This is a genomic window from Entomomonas moraniae, assembly GCF_003991975.1.
GTDB lineage: Bacteria > Pseudomonadota > Gammaproteobacteria > Pseudomonadales > Pseudomonadaceae > Entomomonas > Entomomonas moraniae.
In genome coordinates, this window is the sequence record NZ_CP029822.1 from 1,435,516 (window position 1) to 1,460,713 (window position 25,198).

Annotated in this window: 32 protein-coding genes; 17 read left to right on the plus strand and 15 right to left on the minus strand. The window is 37.9% G+C overall.

The window, feature by feature from the left end; translation table 11 throughout:
- The first annotated feature begins 109 nt into the window (after positions 1-109).
- The 10 genes from iscR to DM558_RS06835 all read left to right on the plus strand — a co-directional run bounded on the left by iscR (position 110) and on the right by DM558_RS06835 (position 8,272).
- On the plus strand, positions 110-604 hold the full coding sequence (gene iscR, locus DM558_RS06790) for a Fe-S cluster assembly transcriptional regulator IscR (protein ID WP_127162930.1): 495 nt from the start codon (positions 110-112) through the stop codon (positions 602-604).
- A 28-nt stretch (positions 605-632) separates the two neighbouring features.
- Positions 633-1,847, plus strand: a complete 1,215-nt coding sequence (locus tag DM558_RS06795; RefSeq protein ID WP_109702412.1) for an IscS subfamily cysteine desulfurase — start codon at positions 633-635, stop codon at positions 1,845-1,847.
- 43 nt (positions 1,848-1,890) lie between these two features.
- Positions 1,891-2,277: a Fe-S cluster assembly scaffold IscU gene (iscU, locus tag DM558_RS06800; RefSeq protein ID WP_109702411.1), complete on the plus strand. Its 387-nt coding sequence runs from the start codon at positions 1,891-1,893 to the stop codon at positions 2,275-2,277.
- A gap of 22 nt (positions 2,278-2,299) precedes the next feature.
- Positions 2,300-2,623, plus strand: a complete 324-nt coding sequence (iscA, locus tag DM558_RS06805; protein WP_127162932.1) for an iron-sulfur cluster assembly protein IscA — start codon at positions 2,300-2,302, stop codon at positions 2,621-2,623.
- Positions 2,553-3,164, plus strand: a complete 612-nt coding sequence (gene hscB / locus DM558_RS06810; protein ID WP_127162934.1) for a co-chaperone HscB — start codon at positions 2,553-2,555, stop codon at positions 3,162-3,164. Before iscA ends, hscB begins: the two co-directional genes overlap by 71 nt.
- A gap of 13 nt (positions 3,165-3,177) precedes the next feature.
- The gene (hscA, locus tag DM558_RS06815) at positions 3,178-5,043 is read left to right on the plus strand and encodes a Fe-S protein assembly chaperone HscA (protein WP_127162936.1); all 1,866 of its coding nucleotides are present in this window, start codon (positions 3,178-3,180) and stop codon (positions 5,041-5,043) included.
- A gap of 18 nt (positions 5,044-5,061) precedes the next feature.
- Positions 5,062-5,400: an ISC system 2Fe-2S type ferredoxin gene (fdx, locus tag DM558_RS06820; protein ID WP_109702407.1), complete on the plus strand. Its 339-nt coding sequence runs from the start codon at positions 5,062-5,064 to the stop codon at positions 5,398-5,400.
- A 14-nt stretch (positions 5,401-5,414) separates the two neighbouring features.
- Positions 5,415-5,615 carry a Fe-S cluster assembly protein IscX gene (gene iscX, locus DM558_RS06825; RefSeq protein ID WP_109702406.1) on the plus strand — a complete coding sequence of 67 codons (201 nt, stop codon included), beginning with the start codon at positions 5,415-5,417 and terminating at the stop codon, positions 5,613-5,615.
- 379 nt (positions 5,616-5,994) lie between these two features.
- On the plus strand, positions 5,995-7,647 hold the full coding sequence (gene hcp, locus DM558_RS06830; RefSeq protein WP_127162938.1) for a hydroxylamine reductase: 1,653 nt from the start codon (positions 5,995-5,997) through the stop codon (positions 7,645-7,647).
- Between the two features lie 220 nt (positions 7,648-7,867).
- Positions 7,868-8,272, plus strand: coding sequence for a hypothetical protein (locus DM558_RS06835; RefSeq protein WP_127162940.1), 405 nt, complete (start codon positions 7,868-7,870; stop codon positions 8,270-8,272).
- A 2-nt stretch (positions 8,273-8,274) separates the two neighbouring features.
- On the opposite strand, the gene DM558_RS06840 is transcribed toward DM558_RS06835, so the two are convergent.
- From DM558_RS06840 to DM558_RS06900, 13 genes are all read right to left on the minus strand, one after another.
- Entirely contained in the window at positions 8,275-9,063 is a 789-nt protein-coding gene (locus DM558_RS06840; protein ID WP_127162942.1) for a TatD family hydrolase, read from the minus strand.
- Between the two features lie 19 nt (positions 9,064-9,082).
- Complete coding sequence (locus DM558_RS06845; protein WP_109702402.1) at positions 9,083-9,430, minus strand: PilZ domain-containing protein; 348 nt, start codon at positions 9,428-9,430, stop codon at positions 9,083-9,085.
- 33 nt (positions 9,431-9,463) lie between these two features.
- The gene (locus DM558_RS06850; protein WP_127162944.1) at positions 9,464-10,453 is read right to left on the minus strand and encodes a DNA polymerase III subunit delta'; all 990 of its coding nucleotides are present in this window, start codon (positions 10,451-10,453) and stop codon (positions 9,464-9,466) included.
- Entirely contained in the window at positions 10,446-11,072 is a 627-nt protein-coding gene (gene tmk / locus DM558_RS06855) for a dTMP kinase (protein ID WP_164731407.1), read from the minus strand. Before tmk ends, DM558_RS06850 begins: the two co-directional genes overlap by 8 nt.
- 6 nt (positions 11,073-11,078) lie before the next feature.
- A complete protein-coding gene (mltG, locus tag DM558_RS06860) occupies positions 11,079-12,125 on the minus strand; it encodes an endolytic transglycosylase MltG (RefSeq protein WP_127162948.1) in 1,047 nt (348 codons plus the stop codon).
- An 11-nt stretch (positions 12,126-12,136) separates the two neighbouring features.
- Positions 12,137-13,384, minus strand: coding sequence for a beta-ketoacyl-ACP synthase II (fabF, locus tag DM558_RS06865; RefSeq protein ID WP_127162950.1), 1,248 nt, complete (start codon positions 13,382-13,384; stop codon positions 12,137-12,139).
- Between the two features lie 201 nt (positions 13,385-13,585).
- Entirely contained in the window at positions 13,586-13,825 is a 240-nt protein-coding gene (acpP, locus tag DM558_RS06870) for an acyl carrier protein (RefSeq protein WP_109702397.1), read from the minus strand.
- Between the two features lie 178 nt (positions 13,826-14,003).
- Positions 14,004-14,747, minus strand: a complete 744-nt coding sequence (fabG, locus tag DM558_RS06875) for a 3-oxoacyl-ACP reductase FabG (protein ID WP_127162952.1) — start codon at positions 14,745-14,747, stop codon at positions 14,004-14,006.
- A 9-nt stretch (positions 14,748-14,756) separates the two neighbouring features.
- Positions 14,757-15,698, minus strand: coding sequence for an ACP S-malonyltransferase (gene fabD / locus DM558_RS06880; RefSeq protein WP_127162954.1), 942 nt, complete (start codon positions 15,696-15,698; stop codon positions 14,757-14,759).
- 100 nt (positions 15,699-15,798) lie between these two features.
- Complete coding sequence (locus tag DM558_RS06885; protein ID WP_127162956.1) at positions 15,799-16,929, minus strand: sel1 repeat family protein; 1,131 nt, start codon at positions 16,927-16,929, stop codon at positions 15,799-15,801.
- A 113-nt stretch (positions 16,930-17,042) separates the two neighbouring features.
- The gene (gene plsX, locus DM558_RS06890; RefSeq protein ID WP_127162958.1) at positions 17,043-18,074 is read right to left on the minus strand and encodes a phosphate acyltransferase PlsX; all 1,032 of its coding nucleotides are present in this window, start codon (positions 18,072-18,074) and stop codon (positions 17,043-17,045) included.
- On the minus strand, positions 18,075-18,263 hold the full coding sequence (gene rpmF / locus DM558_RS06895; RefSeq protein ID WP_127162960.1) for a 50S ribosomal protein L32: 189 nt from the start codon (positions 18,261-18,263) through the stop codon (positions 18,075-18,077).
- Positions 18,264-18,273: 10 nt separating this feature from the next.
- The gene (locus DM558_RS06900) at positions 18,274-18,804 is read right to left on the minus strand and encodes a YceD family protein (RefSeq protein ID WP_127162962.1); all 531 of its coding nucleotides are present in this window, start codon (positions 18,802-18,804) and stop codon (positions 18,274-18,276) included.
- A 101-nt stretch (positions 18,805-18,905) separates the two neighbouring features.
- Here DM558_RS06900 and DM558_RS06905 point away from each other — a divergent pair, with 101 nt between their 5' ends.
- The 7 genes from DM558_RS06905 (at position 18,906) to DM558_RS06935 (ending at position 24,030) form a co-directional block, all read left to right on the plus strand.
- A complete protein-coding gene (locus DM558_RS06905) occupies positions 18,906-19,484 on the plus strand; it encodes a Maf family protein (RefSeq protein ID WP_127162964.1) in 579 nt (192 codons plus the stop codon).
- 65 nt (positions 19,485-19,549) lie between these two features.
- Positions 19,550-19,969 (plus strand): pilin, encoded by a 420-nt coding sequence (locus tag DM558_RS06910; RefSeq protein WP_127162966.1) that lies wholly within the window; start codon positions 19,550-19,552, stop codon positions 19,967-19,969.
- A 147-nt stretch (positions 19,970-20,116) separates the two neighbouring features.
- On the plus strand, positions 20,117-20,767 hold the full coding sequence (upp, locus tag DM558_RS06915) for a uracil phosphoribosyltransferase (protein WP_127162968.1): 651 nt from the start codon (positions 20,117-20,119) through the stop codon (positions 20,765-20,767).
- A 15-nt stretch (positions 20,768-20,782) separates the two neighbouring features.
- The gene (trmJ, locus tag DM558_RS06920) at positions 20,783-21,523 is read left to right on the plus strand and encodes a tRNA (cytosine(32)/uridine(32)-2'-O)-methyltransferase TrmJ (protein WP_127162970.1); all 741 of its coding nucleotides are present in this window, start codon (positions 20,783-20,785) and stop codon (positions 21,521-21,523) included.
- A gap of 35 nt (positions 21,524-21,558) precedes the next feature.
- Positions 21,559-22,647: a calcium:proton antiporter gene (locus tag DM558_RS06925; protein WP_127162972.1), complete on the plus strand. Its 1,089-nt coding sequence runs from the start codon at positions 21,559-21,561 to the stop codon at positions 22,645-22,647.
- Positions 22,648-22,839: 192 nt separating this feature from the next.
- On the plus strand, positions 22,840-23,400 hold the full coding sequence (locus tag DM558_RS06930) for a Smr/MutS family protein (RefSeq protein WP_127162974.1): 561 nt from the start codon (positions 22,840-22,842) through the stop codon (positions 23,398-23,400).
- Between the two features lie 72 nt (positions 23,401-23,472).
- A complete protein-coding gene (locus tag DM558_RS06935) occupies positions 23,473-24,030 on the plus strand; it encodes a hypoxanthine-guanine phosphoribosyltransferase (RefSeq protein WP_127162976.1) in 558 nt (185 codons plus the stop codon).
- A 49-nt stretch (positions 24,031-24,079) separates the two neighbouring features.
- Here the strand turns inward: DM558_RS06935 and DM558_RS06940 are convergent, their stop codons facing one another.
- Together DM558_RS06940 and DM558_RS06945 are read right to left on the minus strand one after the other, a co-directional pair.
- Positions 24,080-24,367 (minus strand): YciI family protein, encoded by a 288-nt coding sequence (locus DM558_RS06940; RefSeq protein WP_127162978.1) that lies wholly within the window; start codon positions 24,365-24,367, stop codon positions 24,080-24,082.
- A gap of 209 nt (positions 24,368-24,576) precedes the next feature.
- Positions 24,577-24,909 (minus strand): DUF7424 family protein, encoded by a 333-nt coding sequence (locus DM558_RS06945; RefSeq protein ID WP_456073081.1) that lies wholly within the window; start codon positions 24,907-24,909, stop codon positions 24,577-24,579.
- Positions 24,910-25,198 lie beyond the last annotated feature (289 nt).

Here is a 25,198-nt window from a genome sequence, read left to right on the forward strand (position 1 = left end):
TTAACTCAAGGTTACATGTTTAGTAATATTATCTGCCTCACGTATTAGTTGACTAAATTAGTAGGAAATAACATAATATTAGCTATAAGATATAAATAAAGGTAAATTAATGCGCTTAACAACAAAAGGGCGTTATGCTGTGACAGCCATGATTGATTTAGCAATTAATGCAACAGATACCCCCGTATCTCTAGTAGATATTTCAGAAAGACAAAGTATCTCTCTCTCCTACTTGGAGCAGTTATTTTCTAAATTAAGGCACTACAATCTTGTCAAAAGTGTAAGAGGCCCTGGTGGTGGTTACCAATTATCTCAAAGTGCTGACCTAATAGATATTGCTCAAGTCATTGATGCAGTAAACGAATCAGTAGATGCTACACGTTGTCAAGGTAGTTCTAATGGCTGTAATGCAGGAGATATTTGTTTAACTCACTTTTTATGGCAAGACCTAAGCAATCAAATCCATGATTTCTTAGCGGGTATTACGTTGGCTGATCTCGTTAATAAGCAAGAAGTACGCAATGTTGCACGTAACCAAACTGCACGACAAAAAATAGACAGTAAACTAAAAATGAACAAAATTAAAAGTTCTTTAGTTGAATAAAATTTTTGACCTCCATGAGGATAACCTGATGAACTCACCTATTTACTTAGACTACTCTGCAACTACACCCGTCGACCCACGTGTGGCAAAAAAAATGATCGAATGCTTAACGATGGAGGGTAACTTTGGTAACCCGGCATCGCGTTCGCACATTTTTGGCTGGAAAGCAGAAGAAGCAGTAGAAAATGCTCGTCGTCAAGTAGCGGATGTGATTGGTGCTGATCCTCGTGAAATTGTATGGACATCAGGAGCAACTGAGGCAGATAACCTAGCGTTAAAAGGCGCAGCTCATTTTTATGCCAGCAAAGGAAAACATTTAATTACCTCAAAAATTGAGCACAAAGCAGTCCTCGACACGATGCGCCAATTGGAGAGAGAAGGGTTTGAAGTTACCTACCTAACCCCAACACCTGAGGGTGAAATTACTGTTGATATGATTAAAGAAGCGGTAAGAGAAGATACCATTCTTGTTTCCGTTATGCATGTCAACAATGAAATAGGCACTATCAATGACATAGGTGCTATTGGAGAGTTTACACGATCAAAAGGCATATTATTCCACGTTGATGCAGCCCAATCTATCGGAAAATTACCTATTGATCTAGAACACCTTAAAGTCGATTTAATGTCTTTATGCGCCCATAAAATCTATGGCCCTAAAGGTGTGGGTGCACTTTATGTACGCCGCAAACCAAGAGTCAGAATCGAAGCTCAAATGCATGGTGGTGGTCATGAGCGTGGCATGCGTTCAGGTACATTACCGACACACCAAATTGTTGGTATGGCTGAGGCTCTGCACTTAGGTAAACTAGAAATGCAAAAAGATCATGACCATGCAGCGAAACTACGTGATCGCTTCTATCAACAAGTAAACCAACTTGAAGAAGTTTATGTGAATGGCTCACTTGAAAATAGTGTCCCTAACCTTCTCAACTTAAGTTTTAATTATGTTGAAGGTGAATCACTTATGATGTCACTAAAAGATTTAGCCGTCTCATCAGGATCGGCCTGTACTTCAGCATCACTCGAGCCCTCTTACGTATTGAGAGCATTAGGGCGTAATGATGAACTAGCCCATAGTTCAATTCGTTTTGGATTTGGCCGCTTTACAACTGAACAAGAAGTCGATATTGCTGCTCAAAAAGTTTGTGAAGCAGTCAACAAACTACGTGAACTTTCACCTTTATGGGACATGCATAAAGAAGGTATCGATATTTCTAAAATAGAATGGCAAGCACACTAATTATAAAATACTCTACCGTATTAACTGATTTGAGGAAGTAACCATGGCATACAGCGATAAAGTTATCGATCATTACGAAAATCCTCGTAATGTAGGTAAAATGGATGCAGAAGACCCCAATGTTGGAACCGGCATGGTGGGAGCTCCCGCTTGTGGCGACGTAATGCGCCTACAAATTAAAGTCAATGATGACGGCGTTATTGAAGATGCCAAATTTAAAACCTATGGGTGTGGCAGTGCCATAGCCTCTAGCTCACTAGCTACTGAGTGGATGAAAGGCAAAACCCTAGACGAAGCAGGTAATATTAAAAATACACAACTTGCGGAAGAGTTAGCACTACCTCCTGTAAAAATCCATTGTTCTGTTTTAGCAGAAGATGCAATTAAAGCAGCAATTACAGACTATAAAACTAAAAAAGGTTTATCATAATAACCTTTAGTAAGGAGTTCTTATGGCAATTACAATGACCTCTGCAGCAGCTAAACATATTGAAACAGCATTAGCTAATCGCGGAAAAGGTATTGGCATTCGACTAGGTGTTCGCACCACAGGTTGCTCAGGAATGGCTTATGTTCTTGAATTTGTAGATGATACAGATCAAAGTGATCTCATTTTTGAGCAAGATGGGGTAAAAGTGATTGTCGACCCTAAAAGTTTGATTTACATTGATGGCACAGAACTAGATTTTGTTCGAGAAGGTCTAAATGAAGGATTTAAATTCAACAACCCTAACGTGCGCGGTGAATGCGGGTGCGGAGAAAGCTTCAATATCTGAGGAATGTAGAGGCGATAAGCCTTGTTATTTCGCTTTATTGGATCTAAAACCGCACTTTGATATTGATCTCAAAGCATTAGCAGAGCGCTATCGTAGTAAAGTAACGGCAGTACATCCTGATCGTTTTATTTCTGCGTCTGAGCGTGAAAAACGTTTAGCTTTAGAGCAATCAGCAAACCTCAATGAAGCCTATCAGATCTTAAAAACGCCTTCACAGCGTGCACGCTATTTACTCAGTTTAAGAGGGGGTAATATTCCTCTAGAAACAACCGTACAAGACCCTGAGTTTCTTATGCAGCAAATGCAATGGCATGAAGAGCTTGACGAACTAAATGAGCAAGCCAATATTGAACAGTTAGACAGTTTTAAAAAACGCATCAAAAAAGTGCAAACAAGCCTTGAGGCTGACTTTAATGAACATTGGCAAAATAGTGAAAGTTATTTACACGCAGAGCAGCTTGTTAGACGCATGCAATTTATGGATAAACTCGCGTTATCTGTAAAGCAACTTGAAGAACATCTGGATAATCAACCTGAATAATTAAGAAAAATACATGTCTTTATTGCAAATAGCAGAACCCGGTCAAAGTCCTAAGCCCCACCAAAAAAAACTGGCGGTAGGGATAGACTTGGGGACAACAAACTCCTTAGTCGCCAGCATATTAAGTGGTATACCAACGGCATTAACCGATATTAATGGTAATATGCTCCTTCCTTCTGTCATACGATATTTACCCGATAATATCAAAGAGGTGGGTTACTCTGCTAAACAATCTGCAACGATAGACCCCCTAAATACTATCTCCTCTGTAAAACGATTAATGGGCCGTGGTATTAGCGATATAAAACAACTGGGTAATCAACTGCCTTATCATTTTACTCAAGGTGAGTCGAACATGCCATTTATTGAAACCATCCAAGGTGCCAAAAGCCCTGTTGAGGTTTCAGCAGAAATACTTAAAGCATTAAAAAAACGCGCTGAACAAAGTTTAAATGGTGAGTTAGTCGGTGCTGTTATTACTGTCCCCGCTTACTTTGACGATGCTCAACGCCAAGCAACCAAAGACGCCGCACAGCTTGCTGGGCTTACTGTACTACGTTTACTCAATGAGCCAACGGCTGCCGCAGTTGCTTATGGACTAGATAAAAAAACTGAAGGAGTCATCGCTGTTTATGATTTGGGTGGTGGTACCTTCGATATCTCAATACTGCGCCTTGCCAAAGGGGTATTCGAAGTACTTTCTACAGGCGGTGACAGTTCTCTAGGTGGTGATGATATTGACCACTACATCGCTGACTGGATAATTAAGCAAGCGAACCTATCTCAAAATCTTTCCCCTGCCGAACAGAAACAGCTATTAAAGATAGCCTGTACCGCTAAAGAATCGCTAACAGAACAAACAGAAACACTCATTAAATATGGAACTTGGCAACAGACGTTAACAAGAACCCAATTTAATGAAATGATCCACCCCTTAATAGAAAGAACGCTTAAGGCTTGCCGACGCGCTATCCGTGATACAGAACTGGAACTCACCGAAATAACCGACGTTGTTATGGTTGGTGGCTCTACCCGTATTCCTTTTGTGAGAGAAAAAGTAGGTGAGTTATTCAATACGATACCTCACACAGAAATAGACCCTGACCAGGTTGTTGCTCTAGGTGCGGCAATTCAGGCTGATGCATTGGTTGGTAATCGTAGTGCAGACGACCAACTACTGCTCCTAGATGTGATTCCACTCTCTTTAGGTCTTGAAACTATGGGGGGATTAATGGAAAAAGTGATACCTCGTAACACCACTATCCCTGTTGCACGAGCACAAGACTTTACTACCTATAAAGATGGCCAAACAGCCATGATGGTTCATGTGTTACAAGGAGAGCGTGAGCTGGTTTCAGATTGTCGCTCACTCGCCCGCTTTACCCTTCGTGGCATTCCGCCTATGGTAGCCGGAGCAGCAAAAATCAGAGTAACATTCCAAGTAGACGCAGATGGCTTATTAGCTGTTTCTGCGCAAGAGCTTACCAGTGGTGCACATGCTGCTATTCAAGTAAAACCCTCTTACGGGCTTACTGATGGTGAAATTGCACGCATGTTACAAGACTCTTTCGAACATGCAGAGAATGATAAACAACAACGTAGCCTAACAGAAGCATTAGTAGAGGCTATCCAACTTATTGAAATAACAGAAACGGCTTTAGATATTGACGGTCAACAATTACTAACCGCTCAAGAAATAAATGTGATTGAGAGTGAAATCAATGCATTAAATCAAGCAATAAATACTCGAAACTTACTCACTATTGAAAAACAAACCAAACGACTGGCTAAAGCAACAGATCCTTTTGCTGCTAAACGAATGGATGCGGGAATAAGACAAGCACTGAGCGGCCGCACACTTGACGAAATAGACAACTAACACACTAGGATACCTTATATGCCAACTATTACCTTTCTACCAAATGAAGAATACTGCCCAGACGGCGCTATTGTAGAAGCAGAAACAGGAGAAACCATTATTGAAGCGGCAATGCGCAATGGTATTGAAATAGATCATGCCTGTGAGATGTCTTGTGCTTGTACGACTTGCCATGTCATCGTACGTGATGGTTTTGATAGCTTACCTCCTTCTGATGAATTAGAGGATGATATGTTAGATAAAGCATGGGGGTTAGAACCAGACTCACGCCTTTCATGCCAAGCCGTTGTCGGTGATGAGGATTTAATTGTAGAAATCCCCCGTTACACTATTAACCAAATTTCAGAAAATCACTAGCAGGAACAATCAACATGACTCTTAAATGGACAGATGTACAAGAAATCGCCATTCAGCTCAGTGATTCATTTCCTGATATTGATCCATTAACCATAAATTTTGTTAACTTACGCCAGAAAGTAATGGAGCTTCCTAACTTTTCAGATGATCCTGAGCGCTGTGGTGAAAAAGTTTTAGAAGCAATACAAACAGCTTGGATAGAAGAAGTTGAATAATAAGTGTTATAAACTCTCTGATGATTTTTACCTATTTCTCTAATACCTGTTCATCAGGTATTTTTCCACTCACAACGGTACGAGATCTTTTATTATTATAAATAAAGGGTCTCTTTATCAAAAAGTCTTCTGTAAATTGATCTCATCAAAAACAAACGTTGCTTCCTAATTTAATAACATTATTCAATCACTAATTTATTAATTATTTTTATAAAAAAGAGTTAAAAAGACTCTTTTGTATTATTTTGACTACAGTAAAATTTAGTCAAAATAACATATATTTTAGATATCCACCTGATAATTAAAGACATAATAGTTGGTACGCTATTTGATAGAGTGTTATCTATTAGTTTATTAAAAATAAAGTGAGGTATCGTGTATGTACTGTGTTCAATGTGAGCAAACAATGAGAAACGCACAAAAGGGTAATGGCTGTGCCTATACTAAAGGAATGTGTGGTAAAACGGCAGAAACATCGGATTTACAAGACCTTTTAATAGCCACATTGCAGAGCTTATCTACTTGGGCTATTGAAGCCAATACATTGGGTATTACCGATCACCACACTAATAGTTTCTCTCCTAAGGCGTTCTTCTCGACACTCACCAATGTTAACTTCGACTCTACACGTATTATTGAGTATGCATTAGAGGCGATTACTTTAAGAGATAGCCTGATTAAACAATGCAAAGAAAGAAATACTTCTATTCAATTAACTCATCCTTTAGCGTATTTGCAATTAAATGGTAGTGATATTGACACTCTACAAGAACAGGCTAAGCATTTTTCACTTAAAAAAACAGATGATACCAATCAAGATGCCTATGGATTAAGATTACTATGCTTATATGGCCTAAAAGGGGCTGCTGCCTATATGGAGCATGCCCATGTGTTAGGACAGTCTGATGAAAAAGTTTATCAACAATATCATCAACTCATGAGCTGGCTAGGGACTAACCCTGTAGATATTGAAGAGCTATTAAATAATTCCATGCTCATTGGTCAAATGAACTTTAATATTATGGCATTACTCGACAAAGGAGAAACTGAAAACTTTGGTAATCCATCACCCACTACTGTTAATGTAAAACCCATCGCAGGCAAATGCATTTTAGTCTCAGGGCATGACTTAAAAGATCTTTATGCTTTACTTGAGCAAACACAAGATAAAGGCATTAATGTATACACACACGGGGAAATGCTTCCTGCCCACGCCTACCCTGCTTTTCAAAAATTCAGCCACTTAGTAGGTAACTATGGTGGAGCATGGCAAAAACAACAAACTGAGTTTGCCAACTTTCCTGGTGCCATAATTATGACCTCCAACTGCATTATTGACCCTAGTGTTGGAAACTATCAAGACCGCATATGGACACGCAGTATGGTTGGCTGGCCTAATGTGAAACACTTAGAAGAAAGAGATTTTACAGCAGTTATCAATCAAGCTCTCTCTTTACCAGGCTTCCAACACACAGAAATAGAACAACTTATTACCATAGGCTTTGCCAAAAATACCTTGCTCAATGCGGCGGACGGTATTATTGATCTTGTTAGTCAGAAAAAGTTACGCCATGTCTTTTTAGTGGGTGGCTGTGATGGTAGTCACGAAGAGCGCAACTATTATCATGATTTTGCCATGAGTACGCCTCAAGACAGCTTATTGTTAACACTCGGTTGTGGTAAATACCGCTTTAATAAAGAAAGTTTTGGTGATATTGAAGGCATTCCAAGATTACTCGACGTAGGACAATGTAACGATGCCTATTCTGCCGTTATGTTAGCTGTTCACCTATCAGAAAAATTGGGTTGCGAAGTCAATGACCTACCCCTCACAATCGTTCTCTCATGGTTTGAGCAAAAGGCCATTGTCATTTTATTAACATTACTGTCATTAGGGATTAAAAATATCTATACAGGCCCAACACTACCTGCATTTTTAACACCTAATCTTATCAATATTATGGTAGAAAAATTTAAACTACATCCTACAGGTGATGCGGAAAGCGATCTGAAACAAATTTTAGCCGCTTAATATAAATAAAAGGAGATAATAATTTATCTCCTTTTAAAAAACACTGATTCTTTTCTAACATCCCCATCAATCTTAAACCTCTTAGATTACCCTCCTAAATCTATTCAGTTGATTACTTTACGATTAAATCACTCGCTAATAAACTTGCTAAAAAGGCTGATCAAAACAGATATTTTCTTTATAATATATGGTGAATTCCCTATCTCTTTAGGACACCGATATGAAAAACTTTACTAAATTAATAATCATTGCCCTAGCGACCTCTATTTCTATGGCGTCCATTGCAAAAGAAGCTCAAACAGAACAACAAATCAATGAACAAATGCAGCAAATGGCTACCAAAGTGAATAGCCAACTACCTCGTAAAGTGGATGAAATGATGACCTTGCTTCATATTGATTATGACAATAAAGTATTTTCCTATTTTTATAAAATAGACGATTTATCTCAACTTAAGAATACTGCCAATGTAGAAGCGAATATGACACGAATAGCTTGCTCATCAATGAATAAGATGATTAACGAACTCGGCTATTCTTACCGTTATAATTATGTAGCACCTAATAATGAGCAGATTATGGACTTTACGGTGAATAAAAATAGTTGTACTAAATTGACAAAATGATATTAGGATATTAACTTGGCTAGCGGAAAAAGGCGATAGAAATTATTTGTCGTCTTTTCTGCAAACGACTCAAAAGACTCCCCTCTTAACTGAGCAACAAACTCAGCAACATCTTTTACATAAATTGGCAAATTAGATTGTCCCCGATAAGGGACAGGGGCTAAATAAGGAGAGTCCGTTTCAACCAAGATCCGATCATTTGGAATTTTTTTTGCGACATCTCTTAAAGTATCCGCATTACGAAAAGTGACAATGCCTGAAAAAGAAATATAATACCCTAAATCTAATGCTTGTTTAGCCATCTCCCAATCTTCAGTAAAACAATGCAAAACACCTGCCTGCCTTAGATTGGCCTGCTTTAAAATATCAATGGTTAATGCTCGTGCTTGGCGGGTATGAATAACGACAGGTTTTCCTGTTAAACGTGCAGCTTCTAAATGAAGCTCAAAAGAAGCCTGCTGTGCCTTGACGGTCTCTGGTTGATAATATAAATCCAGCCCTGTTTCACCAATGGCTACTACCTTCGGACGATCAATCGCTTGCAGTAACCAATCTAACATAACAGGCTCTTTATCCATTAAATCTAAGGGATGAATACCTACCGTACAATGAACATCAGAATGCGCTGCAGCAATAGCACATACTGTTTCTGCATTATCTTTACTGACACCTATTGATAGAAAATGTTTAATGCCCTTTGCTCTTGCTTGCTCCAAGATACTGGCTAGGTTTTCTGTATCATCTAACTTTAAACAATCAAGATGACAATGCGAATCTACTAAATAAGACATAACGTTACAGCGATCAGCACTACATGGTAAATGTTGGTTGTGTATTACCTTCTAATAATCCAGCCAAATATTTAGATATTTTCTCTCTAATTGGTGCAGAATCACTTGTTGAAAACTGAATCCCGACACCTTTTACTCTATTACCTTGATTTGCAGGTGATATCCAAACGACTTTACCTGTAACAGGGAGCTTTTCTTCTTCATCTAGCAAATCGATCAATAAAAAAACCTCATCACCTAAACTATGCTTTCTTTGACTTCTTACAAATATCCCACCATCTGTTACAAAAGGCATATAAGACGCATATAGTACATTTTTATTCGGAATACTTACATTAATAATACTATTACCACCCATAAATGACATAAGATTCTCTCCCTATCTGATAATTTAACCATTCTACCTTGCTTGAAGTAAGTTAATCCAGTCAATTAACACACTCTCTAATAGCAAAACTCTATTTAAATTAGCCTTGGCTAATACTTTTTGTCTTTCCTGTAGTAACTTATTTTGTAACTGTCTTACATTTTCTGGCGTTGATTTATCTGCTACATAACCTAATACCTTTTGCATATCCTCTGCACCCAGTGTGTTTTTATCGCCTGTTACTTGAAAACACAAAATAGTATGTATCCACTGACAAAACCAATCAAAGATAACCAATAGCGGTATAGCATTCCAAGCTTCTGCCACTTGACTCACAACAACCTGTTGCTTCAATAATTTTTTCATATCAGCCACTACTAACTCACGTTGTGCTAAGATACCTTGCTGGTGTAACTCAACAGCATAAAGTGGCGCATTTCCTGCCAACATCGACAGTTGTGATAGCTGTTCTTTCGTTAGATCAGGTAACGCCTCTCCCATCCATAACAAAGCATTCTCTTGTTTAGGTAATGGGCACAACTGCTGTATACATCGACTTTTTATGGTGGGCAATAGTTGGCCTATTTGATGACTCACCAAAATAAGACGGCTATTTCCTGCTGGTTCTTCCAAACTCTTTAATAAGGCATTAGCTGCATTTAAATTCAATGCCTCTGCCGGCTCTAATAAAACAACCTTACAGGGTGATATTTGCGGCGTTTGATTAATAAAATCAATCAATGCACGAATCTGATTCACTTTTATAAATTCTGAATCTTCGGGCATTAAATGAAAAATATCAGGATGAGCACCACTTCCTAAAAGCAAGTGACAGCTTTTACATTGCCCACAAGGCTGCTCATGGACTGGTGAAAGACATAGCCAGTAATGAGCAAGGCGCTCAGCAAATAAATATTTTCCTATCCCTTTTTTACCATAAAACAAATAGGCATGCGCTAGCTTTTTATTACTTACCATTTGTTGCCATAACATCTGCTGCCAAGGTAGCAACTTATCAAGCATTTAAATACCCTAAAATTTCTATTAAATAATTATCAAGTTGCAATTGAACTTCTTCCAATGTTTGGCCAGCATTCACAATACGAAATCGTTTCATATCTTGTTTTGCCCGATGCCAATAAGCGGCGCGAACCGCCTCAAAGAAATCTAGACTTTCTTGTTCAAAACGATCTAATCCTTGTCTTGAATTTTTAACACGAGATAAACCAATATCAGCATCCAAGTCAAACAAAAACACCAAATCAGGTCTTAGACTACCTTGCACTAAGTTTTCTAACAAGGCTATTTTAGTTTCATCAATACCTCTACCACCACCTTGATAGGCATAGGTTGCGTCAGTAAAACGGTCACACAATACTACCTGACCACGCTTAAGAGCAGGTAAAATAACTTGATTCAAATGTTCTGCTCGTGCGGCAAAAACTAATAGCAACTCAGTATCAACGGCCATTCCTTTAAAATCGGGATTAATCAATAATTCACGAATTTTTTCGGATAATACTGTACCACCTGGTTCACGAGTGACTAAAACAGAATATCCCGCTTTTTCTAAGCTTTTAGCAAGATAAGCTATATTCGTAGACTTTCCTGCACCCTCTGGCCCTTCGAATGTTATAAACATTGTGATCTACTTCGATTCCTGTGGTGGTGGGCTAGAACGATAGTCTGCACGACGATTTAATTGATATTTTCGAACAGCCCGTTGGTGTTCAGTTAAACTTTCAGAAAACACGTGGCTACCATCGCCATTAGCAACAAAATATAAGAACTTTCCTTCTTCAGGATGAAGTGCTGCATCTATCGCTTTTCTACTCACCATCGCAATAGGTGTGGGGGGTAGACCTGAAATAACATAAGTATTATAAGGTGTTTCTTTCTTTAAATCGGCACGGGTAATTTTACCTTTGTAGCTATCACCCATTCCATAAATAACCGTTGGATCTGTTTGTAACAACATCCCTTTTTCTAGGCGACGAATGAAGACTCCAGCAATCTTTGGTCTTTCTTCCGCCACACCAGTTTCTTTTTCTATGATAGATGCCATAATGAGTGCTTGATAAGGGGTTTTATAAGGCAAGTCATCTGCTCTATTTTGCCAAGCATCATCTAACTCATCAACAAGACGCTTATGTGCTTGTTGTAGAATACTTAAATCTGTATCACCGCGCATATAAACATAAGTATCTGCAAAGAACTGGCCTTCAGGATGAACATCTGACACACCTAGCTTATCCATTATTGCTTGATCTGTCATTTCTTGAGTAATTAACTTAAGGGCTTCTTGTTTGCCCAAAGCAGCTCTTACTTGTTTAAAACTCCAACCATCAACCAACGTAATTTTATAAAGAACTACCTCGCCCTTTAACCAAATGGAGATAAGCTGTTTAATATCCATACCAGGTTTTAAAAGGTATTCACCTGCATGAATAGTATGCCCTTTCTTCTCTAAACGCCAATAGAGTCGAAGAAAAGAGGCATCTGTAATAATGCCCTTCTTTTCTAAAAGAGAAAACATTGCATTAGGCGATGCCCCTTTCGGGACAATAATGGTTTGCTCGTTAGTTATCATCAGCGGCTGCTCTAATGCCGCATTATATTTCCAATAACCAATACCACCCACAGCGCCTATTAAAATAATAACAGTAACAACAGCAATTAAGAATATTCGCATCATCAATTGTAAAATTAAGAAAAACGACGGAAAATTAAGCTACCATTGGTTCCACCAAATCCAAATGAGTTTGATAATACTGTATCTATTTTCGAAGATCTCGCTTCACCTGCAACGAAATCTAAATCGCATCCTTCACTTGTTTCCTTTAGGTTAATCGTTGGTGGTACGATTTGATCACGGATAGCGAGTGTACTAAACACTGCCTCTATAGCTCCCGCAGCACCTAATAAGTGTCCAGTCATTGATTTAGTTGAGCTAATAGGGAATCGATACGCTTGTTCACCAAAAACTGACTTAACTGCTGATACTTCAGCCAAATCACCAACAGGTGTAGAAGTACCATGTGCATTAATATAATCTATTTGATCAATATTAAGCCCAGCATCGCGTAATGTATTTCTCATGCAGGTAGCAGCCCCTTTACCATCTGTGGTTGGTGCTGTCATATGATAAGCATCACCACTAAAGCCTGCTCCTACTAACTCAGCATAGATTCTTGCACCACGCGCTTTAGCGTGTTCGAGCTCTTCAAGAACTAATACCCCTGCTCCATCACCAAGTACAAAACCATCACGATCTTTATCCCAAGGGCGACTGGCCGTTGCAGGATCATCATTACGTGTAGAGAGTGCTCTGCAAGCCGAAAAGCCAGCTAAACCAATGCCACAAGTAGCTTTTTCTGCACCACCTGCAATCATTACATCGGCTTCACCATGAATGATATTACGCGCAGCCATACCAATACTATGTGTACCTGAGGCACAAGCTGTTGCTATTGCGTAATTAGGCCCATGCACCCCTAAGTTGATAGATAATAAGCCTGATGTCATATTAATAATTGCACCAGGAACAAAAAATGGGGAAACACGACGTGGCCCTTGATTGGCTAATGCATCACAGTTTGTTTGAATATTGGGTAGCCCACCAATGCCTGAACCAATAACAACACCGATACGATCACGGTTACTGTCTGTAATTTCTAATCCAGAATCTTCTACCGCCTGCATTCCTGCAACAACGCCATACTGGATAAAAACATCCATCTTTCTAGCATCTTTAACAGACAAATAAGGTTCTACAGAGAAATTTTTAACAGGCGCACCAAAACGGGTAGGAAATTCTGAAATATTAAAATCTACATCAGTTAATGGTTCTACACCATTTTTACCTTCAATAATGCTTTGCCAACTGCTTACTACATCATTTCCTACAGGACTTACAATCCCAAGGCCAGTAATAACAACTCGTCTTTGAGACACCGTCTTCTCCTTAGCTAATTTAAGTAAGTTATGTTAATCAATAAAGATATTATAATGAATTTATATAACCTATTAGAACATATTTTTACTGACACGCCTATAGTCTTATTGGTTAGCCTATAAACTTACCAATTTATAATTTCTTATAAAATAAAAAACCGCACATTTAAAAATGTGCGGTTTTTTATTTAGAGATATAAATTATTCTTCAATATTTGCAGAAATATAATTTACAGCATCTTGAACAGTACCAATTTTTTCAGCTTGTTCATCAGGGATCTCTAATTCAAACTCTTCTTCCAGAGCCATTACCAGCTCAACATTATCAAGAGAGTCTGCACCTAGATCTTCAATGAAAGAAGCATTACTAGTAACCTCTTCTTCTTTAACATCAAGTTGTTCTGCTACAATTTTCTTGACGCGTTCTTCAATGGTGCTCATACCTTGTTTTCACTCCTAAGTTGGATAATTTGGCTCTGTTGTGCCATTTTGCTAAGTTTATAGAAAGGTGATTACTTTTAGCAAGTAAAATTTAAACCCTTCCGTAAAGTTCTAGAGAAAAATCCCTAGGTTATTTTTGCTATTTTACGATAATCTTTACATTTTGGGTAGATATGAATTAACTCATATACATACCACCATTGACAGGTATCGTTGTTCCTGTGATGTAAGATGCTGAATCAGAGGCTAAAAAAGCAACTGTTTGAGCAATCTCTTTAGCTTGTCCCAAGCGTCCTAACGGAATTTGCGCTAATAGCGCATCACGTTGAGCTTCAGGTAGTTCTTTAGTCATATCAGTATCAATAAAACCGGGGGCGACTGCATTAACCGTAACTGAACGAGAGCCAAGTTCACGTGCAAGGGCACGCGTGAACCCTTCTAAACCGGCTTTAGCCGCAGCATAATTTGCTTGTCCGGCATTCCCCATGGCACCAACAACTGAACCAATACTAATAATACGTCCCCAACGGGCTTTAGTCATTCCCCTTAGCACACCTTTTGAAAGACGGTACAGACTATTTAAATTGGTATCGATAACATCATACCACTCATCATCTTTCATACGCATCATTAAATTATCGCGTGTAATGCCCGCATTATTTACTAATATACTAGGGGCGCCAAATTCTTTAGTCACATCAGATAAAACAGTTTCTACTGAAGTTCCATCTGTCACATTTAATACTTTACCAACACCTGAAATTTTATTTTCTTTTAAATAGTGGGTAATTTTTTCTGCACCCGACTCAGTAGTCGCCGTGCCAATAACAATTGCACCTTGTGCACCTAACTCCAAAGCAATGGCCTGGCCGATACCACGACTAGCGCCTGTTACTAAAGCAATTTTACCGGATAAACTCATTTTTATTTCCTATGATTGTAAGGCTGAAACAGTTGCAGCAAAAGCATCTGGTGTTTCTAATGAATAATTAGCTAACTCTTTAGTACAGCGTTTATTTAAACCACCCAATACTTTACCAGGGCCACACTCTACCAATGAAGTTACGCCTAACTTAGCTAGCAGTTGAACTGACTCAACCCATCTTACAGGGCTATATAACTGCGCCAAAAGGTTTTCTTTTAGCGTTTGTAAATCTCTGCTCACATCCGCTGTAACGTTTTGCACAATAGCAATGCTAGGGTTTTTCCATGTAGCGGCACTTAATGACGCAGCAAATTCTTCTGCGGCAGGCCTCATCAAATCACAATGAGATGGTACGCTAACAGGCAAAGGTAAAGCACGTTTTGCTCCTTTAGCACTGCAAATTTCAATCGCTCGAGTTACCGCCTCAGTATTACCAGCAATCACTACTTGTCCTGGTGCATTAAAATTCACTGCACTAACAACCTGCCCTTGAGCAGCTTCTGCACAAGCTTCTCTGACTTCTTCATCTGTAAGGCCGAGAATAGCTGCCATTGCGCCTTGTCCTACAGGTACGGCTTTTTGCATTAATTGTCCACGTAATTCAACCAGTTTAACGGCCTCACTAAAGGGTAAACTTTGAGCTGCTACTAGTGCAGAATATTCTCCTAGACTATGACCAGCCATAAAAGAGGGCTGTGCATTGCCTTGATTACCCCATAAACGCCATAAAGCTATTGAGGCAGTCAAAATGACAGGTTGTGTTTTATCAGTTTGATCTAATTGCTCCTTAGGCCCCTCCTGGGTTAACTGCCAAAGATCATACCCTAAAGCATCAGATGCTTCGACAAAGGTATCCTTAATAATACAATGATCTTTTGCTATATCAGCTAACATTCCTATCGCTTGCGAACCTTGTCCAGGAAAAACAAAAGCAGAAACAACAGACATAAATTTTATCCTAATTAATTTGTAATTTTAATGGTTACTTTTCTATCTTACCGTAAGATTAAATTTATATAAAATATATTTAATCTTCAGTCACTACAATTTATTTTGAGGTATTCTTTGTGAGGACTTCTTCTATAGGCCGTTCTTTTTTCACTACAATCGCTTCTGCCTCTTTTACCAGCTGGTCATAATCATAATCAGTTCGATAATTTACGGCCTCTTTTTCTGACATAGCAATTGAAATATCGCCGTTCCATTGGGGTAAAGTTTCAGGTGGCAAGGGTGCAACTTTTTCTAAATTAGAAAACACTAAGGTTGCATTGCCTCGCATTTCATCGGGCTTACCTAAGGATTTACGATAAATATCACGATTAAGATAAACAGAGTTTTTGGCTTTTTGTAACATGGCCATACGTTCTAAAAACTCTTTAGAAAAATAATCTTTACCATATTGCTGTTTATAATAACTTTCTTTATTTGCGATGCTCGCTAATGCATTATAGCTTCCAGCTTTTATAGCTTGATATAAATACTTAAAAGAATCCATCACTTCTGCTTCTTTTGTTGCATTCGTCTCTAGTTCATTCGATTTTTTAAACAACGCTTCAGCATTATCTTGCTTTTTAGCCACCGCACAGCCAAGCATTACATTAGCATCTTTTGTACGCCCTATACTGATAAAAATATCATGTAGATCTGATAATGCATCAGGATAATTTAATTTAGCCGCTTCAAACAAAAAAACAGAAGCGGGAATCGGAATACTTCTAAAGGCTTCCGTACCATTTGATTTGAACTGCCCCATAGCATAATAAGCCGCTGGAATATTTTGCTGTAACATCTCTACCATATAGGCTTTAGCCTTTTCTGGCTGATAGTCCGTATACTCACTGTCTGAATGTTTTAAATACAAACGTACGACCATCAGCTTGGCTCGCCAATGCCCCATTTCAGCCGATTTATTTGCTAGAATATACATTTGTGGATAATGGTCTGTATCATTTTGACCAAATATTTTTATGGCTGCTTGGTAATATAACTCAGCACGAGGATCTTCGGGTAACTTTAGAGTGTCTTCACTAACATCATTACAAGCCGGCAACTCAGCAGTTATAAAATTTACTTCTTTACGCTTTTCTTTTAAATCAAATGCAAACGTATTCACGCTTGCGATTAATAATCCAACTAATAGCCCACATTTTAAATAGCTATATTTTTTCATTATTGGCATAACAATCCTCTAATAAGCCCATATTGATATTTATCATATTCATCAAAAAATTTAAAATATAAACCTAAAAATAGTGCAGCACAAAAATTGGCTTTTCATTCGAAGCGATAAATCTATTGTAATAAGACATCTTCTAACAATGAACTTATTTGCTTTGATAATCGTGCTTGTAAGTTTTCCTCTACTTCAGTATAAGCATGCCGTAAAGCTGACTTAAAAGCGACGCCATCAGCAGCCCCATGGCTTTTTACTACTACTCCCTGTAAACCTAAAAAACTTGCACCATTGTATTGTTCAGGAGAAAAATCTTTACGTAATCCTCTTAGCATAGGTAAAAACATTAAAAAACCTTTTAGTTTTCCTAGCCAATTTGCTTTAAAACGATTTTCTAAGCGCGTTCTTAATAACTTTAATACGCCTTCGCTAGATTTAAGCAAGACATTCCCAACAAAACCATCGCACACAACAACATCTACATCACCACGATAAACACCATCGCCCTCAACAAAACCAATATAATTTAATTTATTTTGCGACTCTAAAAGCGATGTTGCTTGCTTAACTTGTTGATTACCTTTTATGCTCTCAATTCCAATGTTTAATAACGCCACCTTAGGGTTAATAACACCCATGACTTCGGCAGCAACTGACCCCATAACAGCAAATTGAAATAATTGTTCGGCGCTACAATCAACATTAGCACCCAAATCTAATAGATAGCAATCTTTATTAGCTTGTGTCGGTAAACAACACATCATTGCCGGACGATCTATCCCAGGGATAGTTTTTAATGTAAAACGAGCCAAAGCCATCAACGCCCCAGTGTTGCCAGCACTTACACAAGCATTTGCTTTACCTTCACGCACTAACTCCAAACAGAGTCTCATTGAAGATTGGGGCTTGGCTCTTAAGGCAACAGCAATAGGATCATCCATAGTGATGACATCAGTTGCATCAATGATTTCAATTCGCTCATGAACACTATCAGTTAATGGGGGCAATAACGAAGTAATTTCAGCGGACAGTCCAACTAAAATTAATTTTACTAGAGGCGTATCTTCTAGAAAAGAGATACAAGCAGGCACTGTACAGGAGGGGCCTAAATCCCCCCCCATTACATCAACAGCAATAACAGGGGCGTTCAATTATTCGTCAAAATCCTGATCTTCAACAATAACTTGACGTCCACGATAAACACCCTTAGGTGTTATATGATGACGTAAATGTACTTCACCTGTTGTTTTCTCAACAGATAAAGCATTTGAATCTAATGCATCGTGAGAACGGCGCATATCGCGAGCCGAACGTGATTTTTTGTTCTGTTGAACAGCCATAATTTAACTCCTAAGCTTTTGGGTCACGCTTTAACTGCGCCAGAACACTGAATGGGTTTGACCGTTTAACCTCAGTCTCAATTGGTTCTGGCTCATCGAGCTTTACCAATTGCTGGCATTCATTTAACTCATGTATTGGAATAATTGGAAGCGCTAGCAATAGCTCATCCTCTATCAATACCTTTAAATCAAAAGGATCTTTAACTCCTAACTCAAGAGCATCATATCCTTCTGGTAATAATACCTCTTCTTTCTCATCTGCCATGAACATATAGTGATATGTCCCTGCAGTGCAAAAAGTCATTATATCTAAACAACGTTGGCAAACCAAACATACTTTCGCATCAAGCATAATAGACATCAATGCTTGTTTTTGCTCACCCCGTTTAAATACCACTTCAACATCGATACTTACTTCATCAGTAGCAAGTGCCTCATGCAAACGTGGCAAATCAGCTAATGTAATACTCCCTTTATAAGTGATATTACGATCGGCTAATTTATAAGGTTCAATATAATCTGGAATTAGGCCATTTGACATAGGGCGGCTATTTTATGGTTGTTCTTTATATCTGTCAAAGGAAATTATGTATAAAATGCAATAATTGATACAATTTATTTATTTTATTAACAGGAACGCTTATGTTACCTATCATACTTGCCTCTAGTTCCACCTATCGCCGCCAACTACTTGAGCGTTTAAAAATAAACTTTATCGCGACCTCACCTAATATTGATGAAACACCATTAAAAAATGAGCAGCCACAAGAAATGACTAAACGTTTAGCCATTAATAAGGCCAAAGCACTTACTCATCAGTATACTGATCATCTTATTATTGGTTCAGATGAAGTTGCCTGTCACAATGGCAAAATTATGGGCAAACCTCATACCTTTGAGCGTGCATTTCAACAACTAAAAGATGTTAGCGGCAAAACCATTACCTTTTACACAGGACTAGCGTTATATAATAGCAAAACACAAAACTTACAAGTAGATTGTATTCCTTTCCATGTTCATTTTAGAGAGCTGTCGGATGCTGCAATAATGAGATACTTAGAAATAGAAAAACCTTTTGATTGTGCTGGTAGCATAAAAGCAGAAGGACTAGGAATTTGTTTCTTTAGAGCAATGGAAGGCTCAGATATTACTAGCTTGATGGGATTACCACTTATTCGATTAGTCGATATGTTAGAAAATGAACATATATTGATTCCATAATATTTTCTATCGATAACATGCTATATTAAAGGGATATAACTTAACTATGCAGCAAGGGATAAAAAATGAAGAAACGTCTTTGCTTTGCTTTGCTTTGCTTATTATCAGTTTCTAGTATTCTTCTATCAGCTTGTAAGAACGAACAAGAAAAAATGGATGAAGTCCAAAAAACAGCACTTATACAAGGACTTAAAACTGTTATCCTATTCAAATCACAGATGTCGGCTTATTACGCTGAAAATCAAGTTTGTAGCGAGAACGCTATTAGCAATGTCGATCGAATACTTACCAAGGTACATTATGTAGAGGGCGTTATTGCAACAGACAAGTGTCAAATTATTCTAACATTTAAAAAAGATGTCTCTATTCCTGACATTTCTCGACAACAAATCATTCTTACCATGACGCCTGGCCCAAGTACTCATAAGTGGACATGCGAGTCCACTACACGAAGAAAAGATCTTTTACCACGAGAGTGTAGATAACTAATCATTCTTCATCACATAGTAAGTACATCCATAAAAATGTGCTTACTGCGCTTAATTAATTGCAATTACCCGTATAAATCATTCCGCTTTAGCGCTACAATACAACCTTCTGTAATATTGCGCCCTATCTTGATGGAAACCAATATGCCTATTCATGAAATTAATCATCCGTTAATTAAGCATAAAATCGGTCTAATGCGACGTAATGATATTAGTACCAAACACTTCAGAGAACTTGCACAAGAAATTGCCACTCTACTCACTTATGAAGCAACCAAAGACCTTCCACTGGAGCCCTGTATTATAAACGGCTGGGATGGCAGCCAAGTCAGTGTTGAAAAAATTGCTGGCAAAAAAATTACCATTGTTCCTATTTTACGCGCAGGAATTGGTATGCTCGAAGGAGTTTTAGACCTTATTCCTAGCGCCAAAGTCAGTGTTATTGGCTTAGCCCGTAATGAAGAAACATTAAAGCCTGATACCTATTTACAAAAACTGGCCTATGAAATTGACCAACGAAATGCATTAATTATTGACCCAATGCTTGCCACCGGCGGCTCAATGATCGCAACTATCGACATGTTAAAAGCAGCAGGGTGTAAAGGTATTTGTGCCCTCGTTCTTGTTGCGGCCCCAGAAGGTATTGCTGCTCTTGAAAAAGTACACCCAGACGTGGTAGTTTATACCGCCTCTATAGACTCTCATCTAAATAACAAAGGTTATATTATTCCTGGCTTAGGGGATGCAGGTGACAAAATTTTTGGTACACATCAAAAAGATATTAAATTTCTATAAGGCTTAATCGTAAGTATGAGTTTATCGTTTATTCGTGTTGTGTTGGTAGCTACAACTCATGCAGGGAATATTGGAGCCACAGCTCGTGCGATGAAAAACATGGGGTTAACTCAGCTTGTGCTCGTTAACCCAAAACATTTGCTTCCAAATCCTGAAGCTAGTGCGAGGGCATCGGGCGCTGATGATCTTCTTCAAAACGCTTTAACAGTGAATACGCTTGAAGAAGCATTAACAGGCTGTCATATCGTACTCGGGACTAGCGCAAGAGAAAGACAAATTCCTTGGCCATTGCTCAACCCACGAGAAGCCGCCCAAAAAGCTATTGAGTCAACAATCAATAATCAACAGGTGGCCTTCGTTTTCGGCCGTGAACATGCAGGGCTAACTAATGAAGAATTACAGCAATGCAACTATCATATCCACATTCCAAGTGATGAGGTATTTTCATCACTAAATGTTGCCGCGGCAGTACAAGTGATTACTTATGAAACAAGAATGGCTTGGTTAGAAACTAAACCACTAGAAAAAGCCACCTCTGACAAAACCGCGGATCAACCTTGCACACATGATGAGTTAGAGCGATTTTATAAGCATTTAGAACAACTACTAGTGACTATTAAATTCCTTGATCCTACACAACCTAAACATTTAATGACAAGAATCCGCAAACTCTACGGAAAAGCACAACTGAGCAAAGTTGAGATGAATATCCTACGTGGAATATTAACCGAAACAGAAAAATCCCTTCGTAAATAACTATAACTTACTTAATATATTGGAAAAATAATTCTATGACGGATCTATTAAAAAAAGAAAAACTGATGTTGCTGGGTTTAATAGCAACAATCTTTGCCTATACAATGGAACATACATTGATAGCTAATGGCCGCTCACTAGCGTTTATAACAGCAGTTATTCTCATTATTGTTATTATTGGCGTGGCTATTCGTGTAGCTCACCATGCTGAAGTGATTGCAGAAAAAATTGGTGAACCTTATGGAACAATGGTACTGACTCTCTCAGCTGTTTTAGTTGAAGTTATTATTTTAGTTATCATGATGAGCCATGAACACTCCCCAACGCTTGCACGTGATACAATCTATGCGGCTATTATGCTTGATATGAATGGGATTATTGGCCTCGCCGCGCTCTTAGGAGGCTTACGTCATGGCGAACAAGTTTATAATGATGACGCAGGTAAAACTTATGTTGTCATGATTATGACTGCTGTTGGTATTTCTATGCTTGTTCCTGAGTTTTTACCAACTGACAAGTGGACATACTATTCTGTTTTCACTATTGGCATAATGATTGTCCTTTACGCCCTCTTCTTAAAAATGCAAACTGGCCGTCATAGTTATTTTTTCCATTACAGTTATGCTGATAAAAATAAACTCGGCAATGCAGAGGAGCATTCAACACACGCATCTATTAAACCAGCTATTATTTTACTCATTATCGGCATTATCTTAACAGGGGCATTAGCTGAAGTAATGTCAACCGTTCTTAACACTGGTGTTAAAGGACTGGATATCCCTCCTATTTTACTAGGTTTAGTCGTGGCAACCATTTCAGCAAGCCCTGAAATTCTCACCGCATTAAAAGCTGCTCTTGCTAATAGAATGCAACCTGTTATTAATATTGCACTAGGTGCAACACTATCAACCGTTATTCTTACTATTCCCGTAGTGGAAGCAGTTGCCCTGATCACAGGTCAACAAATCACCATGGGGCTTACCATTCCGCAAACAGTTATGGTCGTTCTCACATTATTTGTTGGTGCTATTAACCTAAATGATGGAGAAACAAATGCCATTGAGGGAATGACCCATTTCGTTCTATTTGCAACCTTTATTATGTTATCAATCTTAGGATTATAGTCGTCCACTTGATACAGTATTACTCATAGAAAATATAGGTAATACTGTAATTAGCACTTGTTCTCTTAAGCTCCATTCAACAAAGAAAGTCATTAAATAAAAATTAATCGATTAATCTGATCAAAAAAGAATATAAATACAGTATCATGTTACCAACAATCTTTATATGAAATAGGCTATTAAGGGAAAGATATGATAGATGACGATATCTCTTTATTTCGTTCCGAGATGAAAAATGTAAAACCAATTGAATGTGACAAAGTTGATCTAAGCGTCAAACCTAAAGATAAAAAACAACTAAAAGCATTAAGGGACAATGCAGCCAACGCTCTATCCAAAGAAAATATTGTTGATGGGCTATCTGACCAATTTATTATTGATGTAGAACCTGAAGAGCAACTCTTTTGGTCTAACAACGGCGTAAGAAGCTCACAAATGCAACAACTAAAAGCTGGGCAAATTTCATTTGCAGGCAGTATCGATTTACATGGCTTAACCGTTGAACAGTCACGTAAACTTTTATGGGAATTTTTAGAAGAAGCAACAAAAATAGAAGTACGTTGTGTTAGAGTAACTCATGGCAAAGCATTAAGAAAAGACAAGTCAAAACCTATTCTAAAAAGTTACCTAAATACGTGGTTAAGACAACACCCCCAAGTACTTGGCTTTAGCTCTTGCCAACCCAAGCATGGCGGTACTGGAGCTGTTTATATTTTACTAAAAAGAACAATGTTAGATGGCCGTGACGAATAAGAAAAAGCTATGAATCATTGTTCATTGATGTAAAATAGACCTCTTTTATTAACCACACAGGTAAAGCTATCTATGAGCATTGATATGGGTGCTATTAAAGCCGTAAGAAAAGAAGCAGATTGCCTCTTTACAAAGGCAGAGATTGATGCAGCTATCAAAAAAATTGCAACTGAAATCACTAATGACCTTGCGGATAAAAATCCTATCGTTTTTTGCGTAATGAATGGCGGACTAATTTTTGCTGGCCAACTTTTACCCTTATTAGATTTTCCGCTAGAAATCTCATACTTACATGCTACTCGCTACAAAAAAGAAACCACTGGCGGAGAGTTATTTTGGAAAGCTAAACCAGAAGTTTCTTTTATCGACAGAGATATTATCATTATTGATGACATCTTAGATGAAGGTAATACACTTGCAGCTATTATACAATATTGCCAACATGCGGGTGCTAATGCTGTTTACACCACTGTTTTGTTAGATAAAGAACATGATAGAAAAGCAATCCCTGGTTTTTCAGCCAATTACACAGGGCTAACGTGCCCTGATCGATTTGTATTTGGCTTTGGAATGGATTACAAAGGCTACTGGCGTAATGCACCAGGGATTTTTGCTGTCAAAGGCTTGTAAACGCAAAAGATAAACAAGCCCTACAAGTTAGGGCTTTTTAATGAAGTAATTATTCGACAAAACTAGACAGACAACTTGCACACTTAACTACTTGAAACTCAATTATTTTATAATCAGCTATACTCTCACGATAAAATGGATCGAAGAGCAAGATATTTTCTAAGTCTTTTTTACTCATATTTTTAACTAAAATAACACCACCATCTCTTGGCACCTTAGGCCCTGAAGCTATAAAACACCCATTACTATAATGAATATCAAGAAACCGTCTATGTTCTTCTAAATATTTCTCAACTTTTGTTAGTGGTTCTTTATAAGTTAACTCTACAACAAACATTTTAGATTTTTGACTCCATGATAAATATCCATAAATTTATTATTTTTTTAGACCAGTATGATTATAAAAAAGTTCGAATAAGAAAAACTTATGTACTTAACTACTTTAATAAAAATACATACTAGGAAGATTATATAAACTCAATTACTTTTGAGTTGGAGCTAATAAAATAGGTGTTGTAATTGAAATGCTCTCATCGAGCAAGCCATCTATAGATATATCTGAAAACTTAATATCTGCCTGATAGTCTTTTTTAAGGTTAATTGGATACCTCTTATAGTCACAATAGAATAATCAATAACAAAAATTGCAGTAGGAGAAACTTGTAAATCTTTATCTGTATCATTTTTCAGATTAATTTTCACTGAAAAGGATAAAAATTTATCCATCATTGAGTTTTTCTTGGCACTGTTAGTGATTTTCTTCAAAGGTGGTGTGATATATGCAAACATTGGCATAGCAACAGAACCACCTATATAGCTCTCGTATCTATAGACATATTTCCATCCATATATCCTATAGATACTGATATTGTGAAGAATGTGGCTACGTGGTGCCTAATATTTATTTTAGGTAGTTTTTATGCGGTTTTTATGTGCCTTCAATATCTTTTATCACTGCAAGACTTGTAAAACTACTTAAACAAGCTGTAGTCATACTACAGCTTATAACCTCTTTGTTTCAATTACACTGTGCACTCAAAGAGAAATTATTAATAGACACTATTAGAAAATGATTATCTTTCTTCCAATACTCTAATAAGCTCCTAAACTTGTTCTCTTCTTGCTCCCCATCTTTCATTTTCTCTTGCATAACAATCATAGAATAACC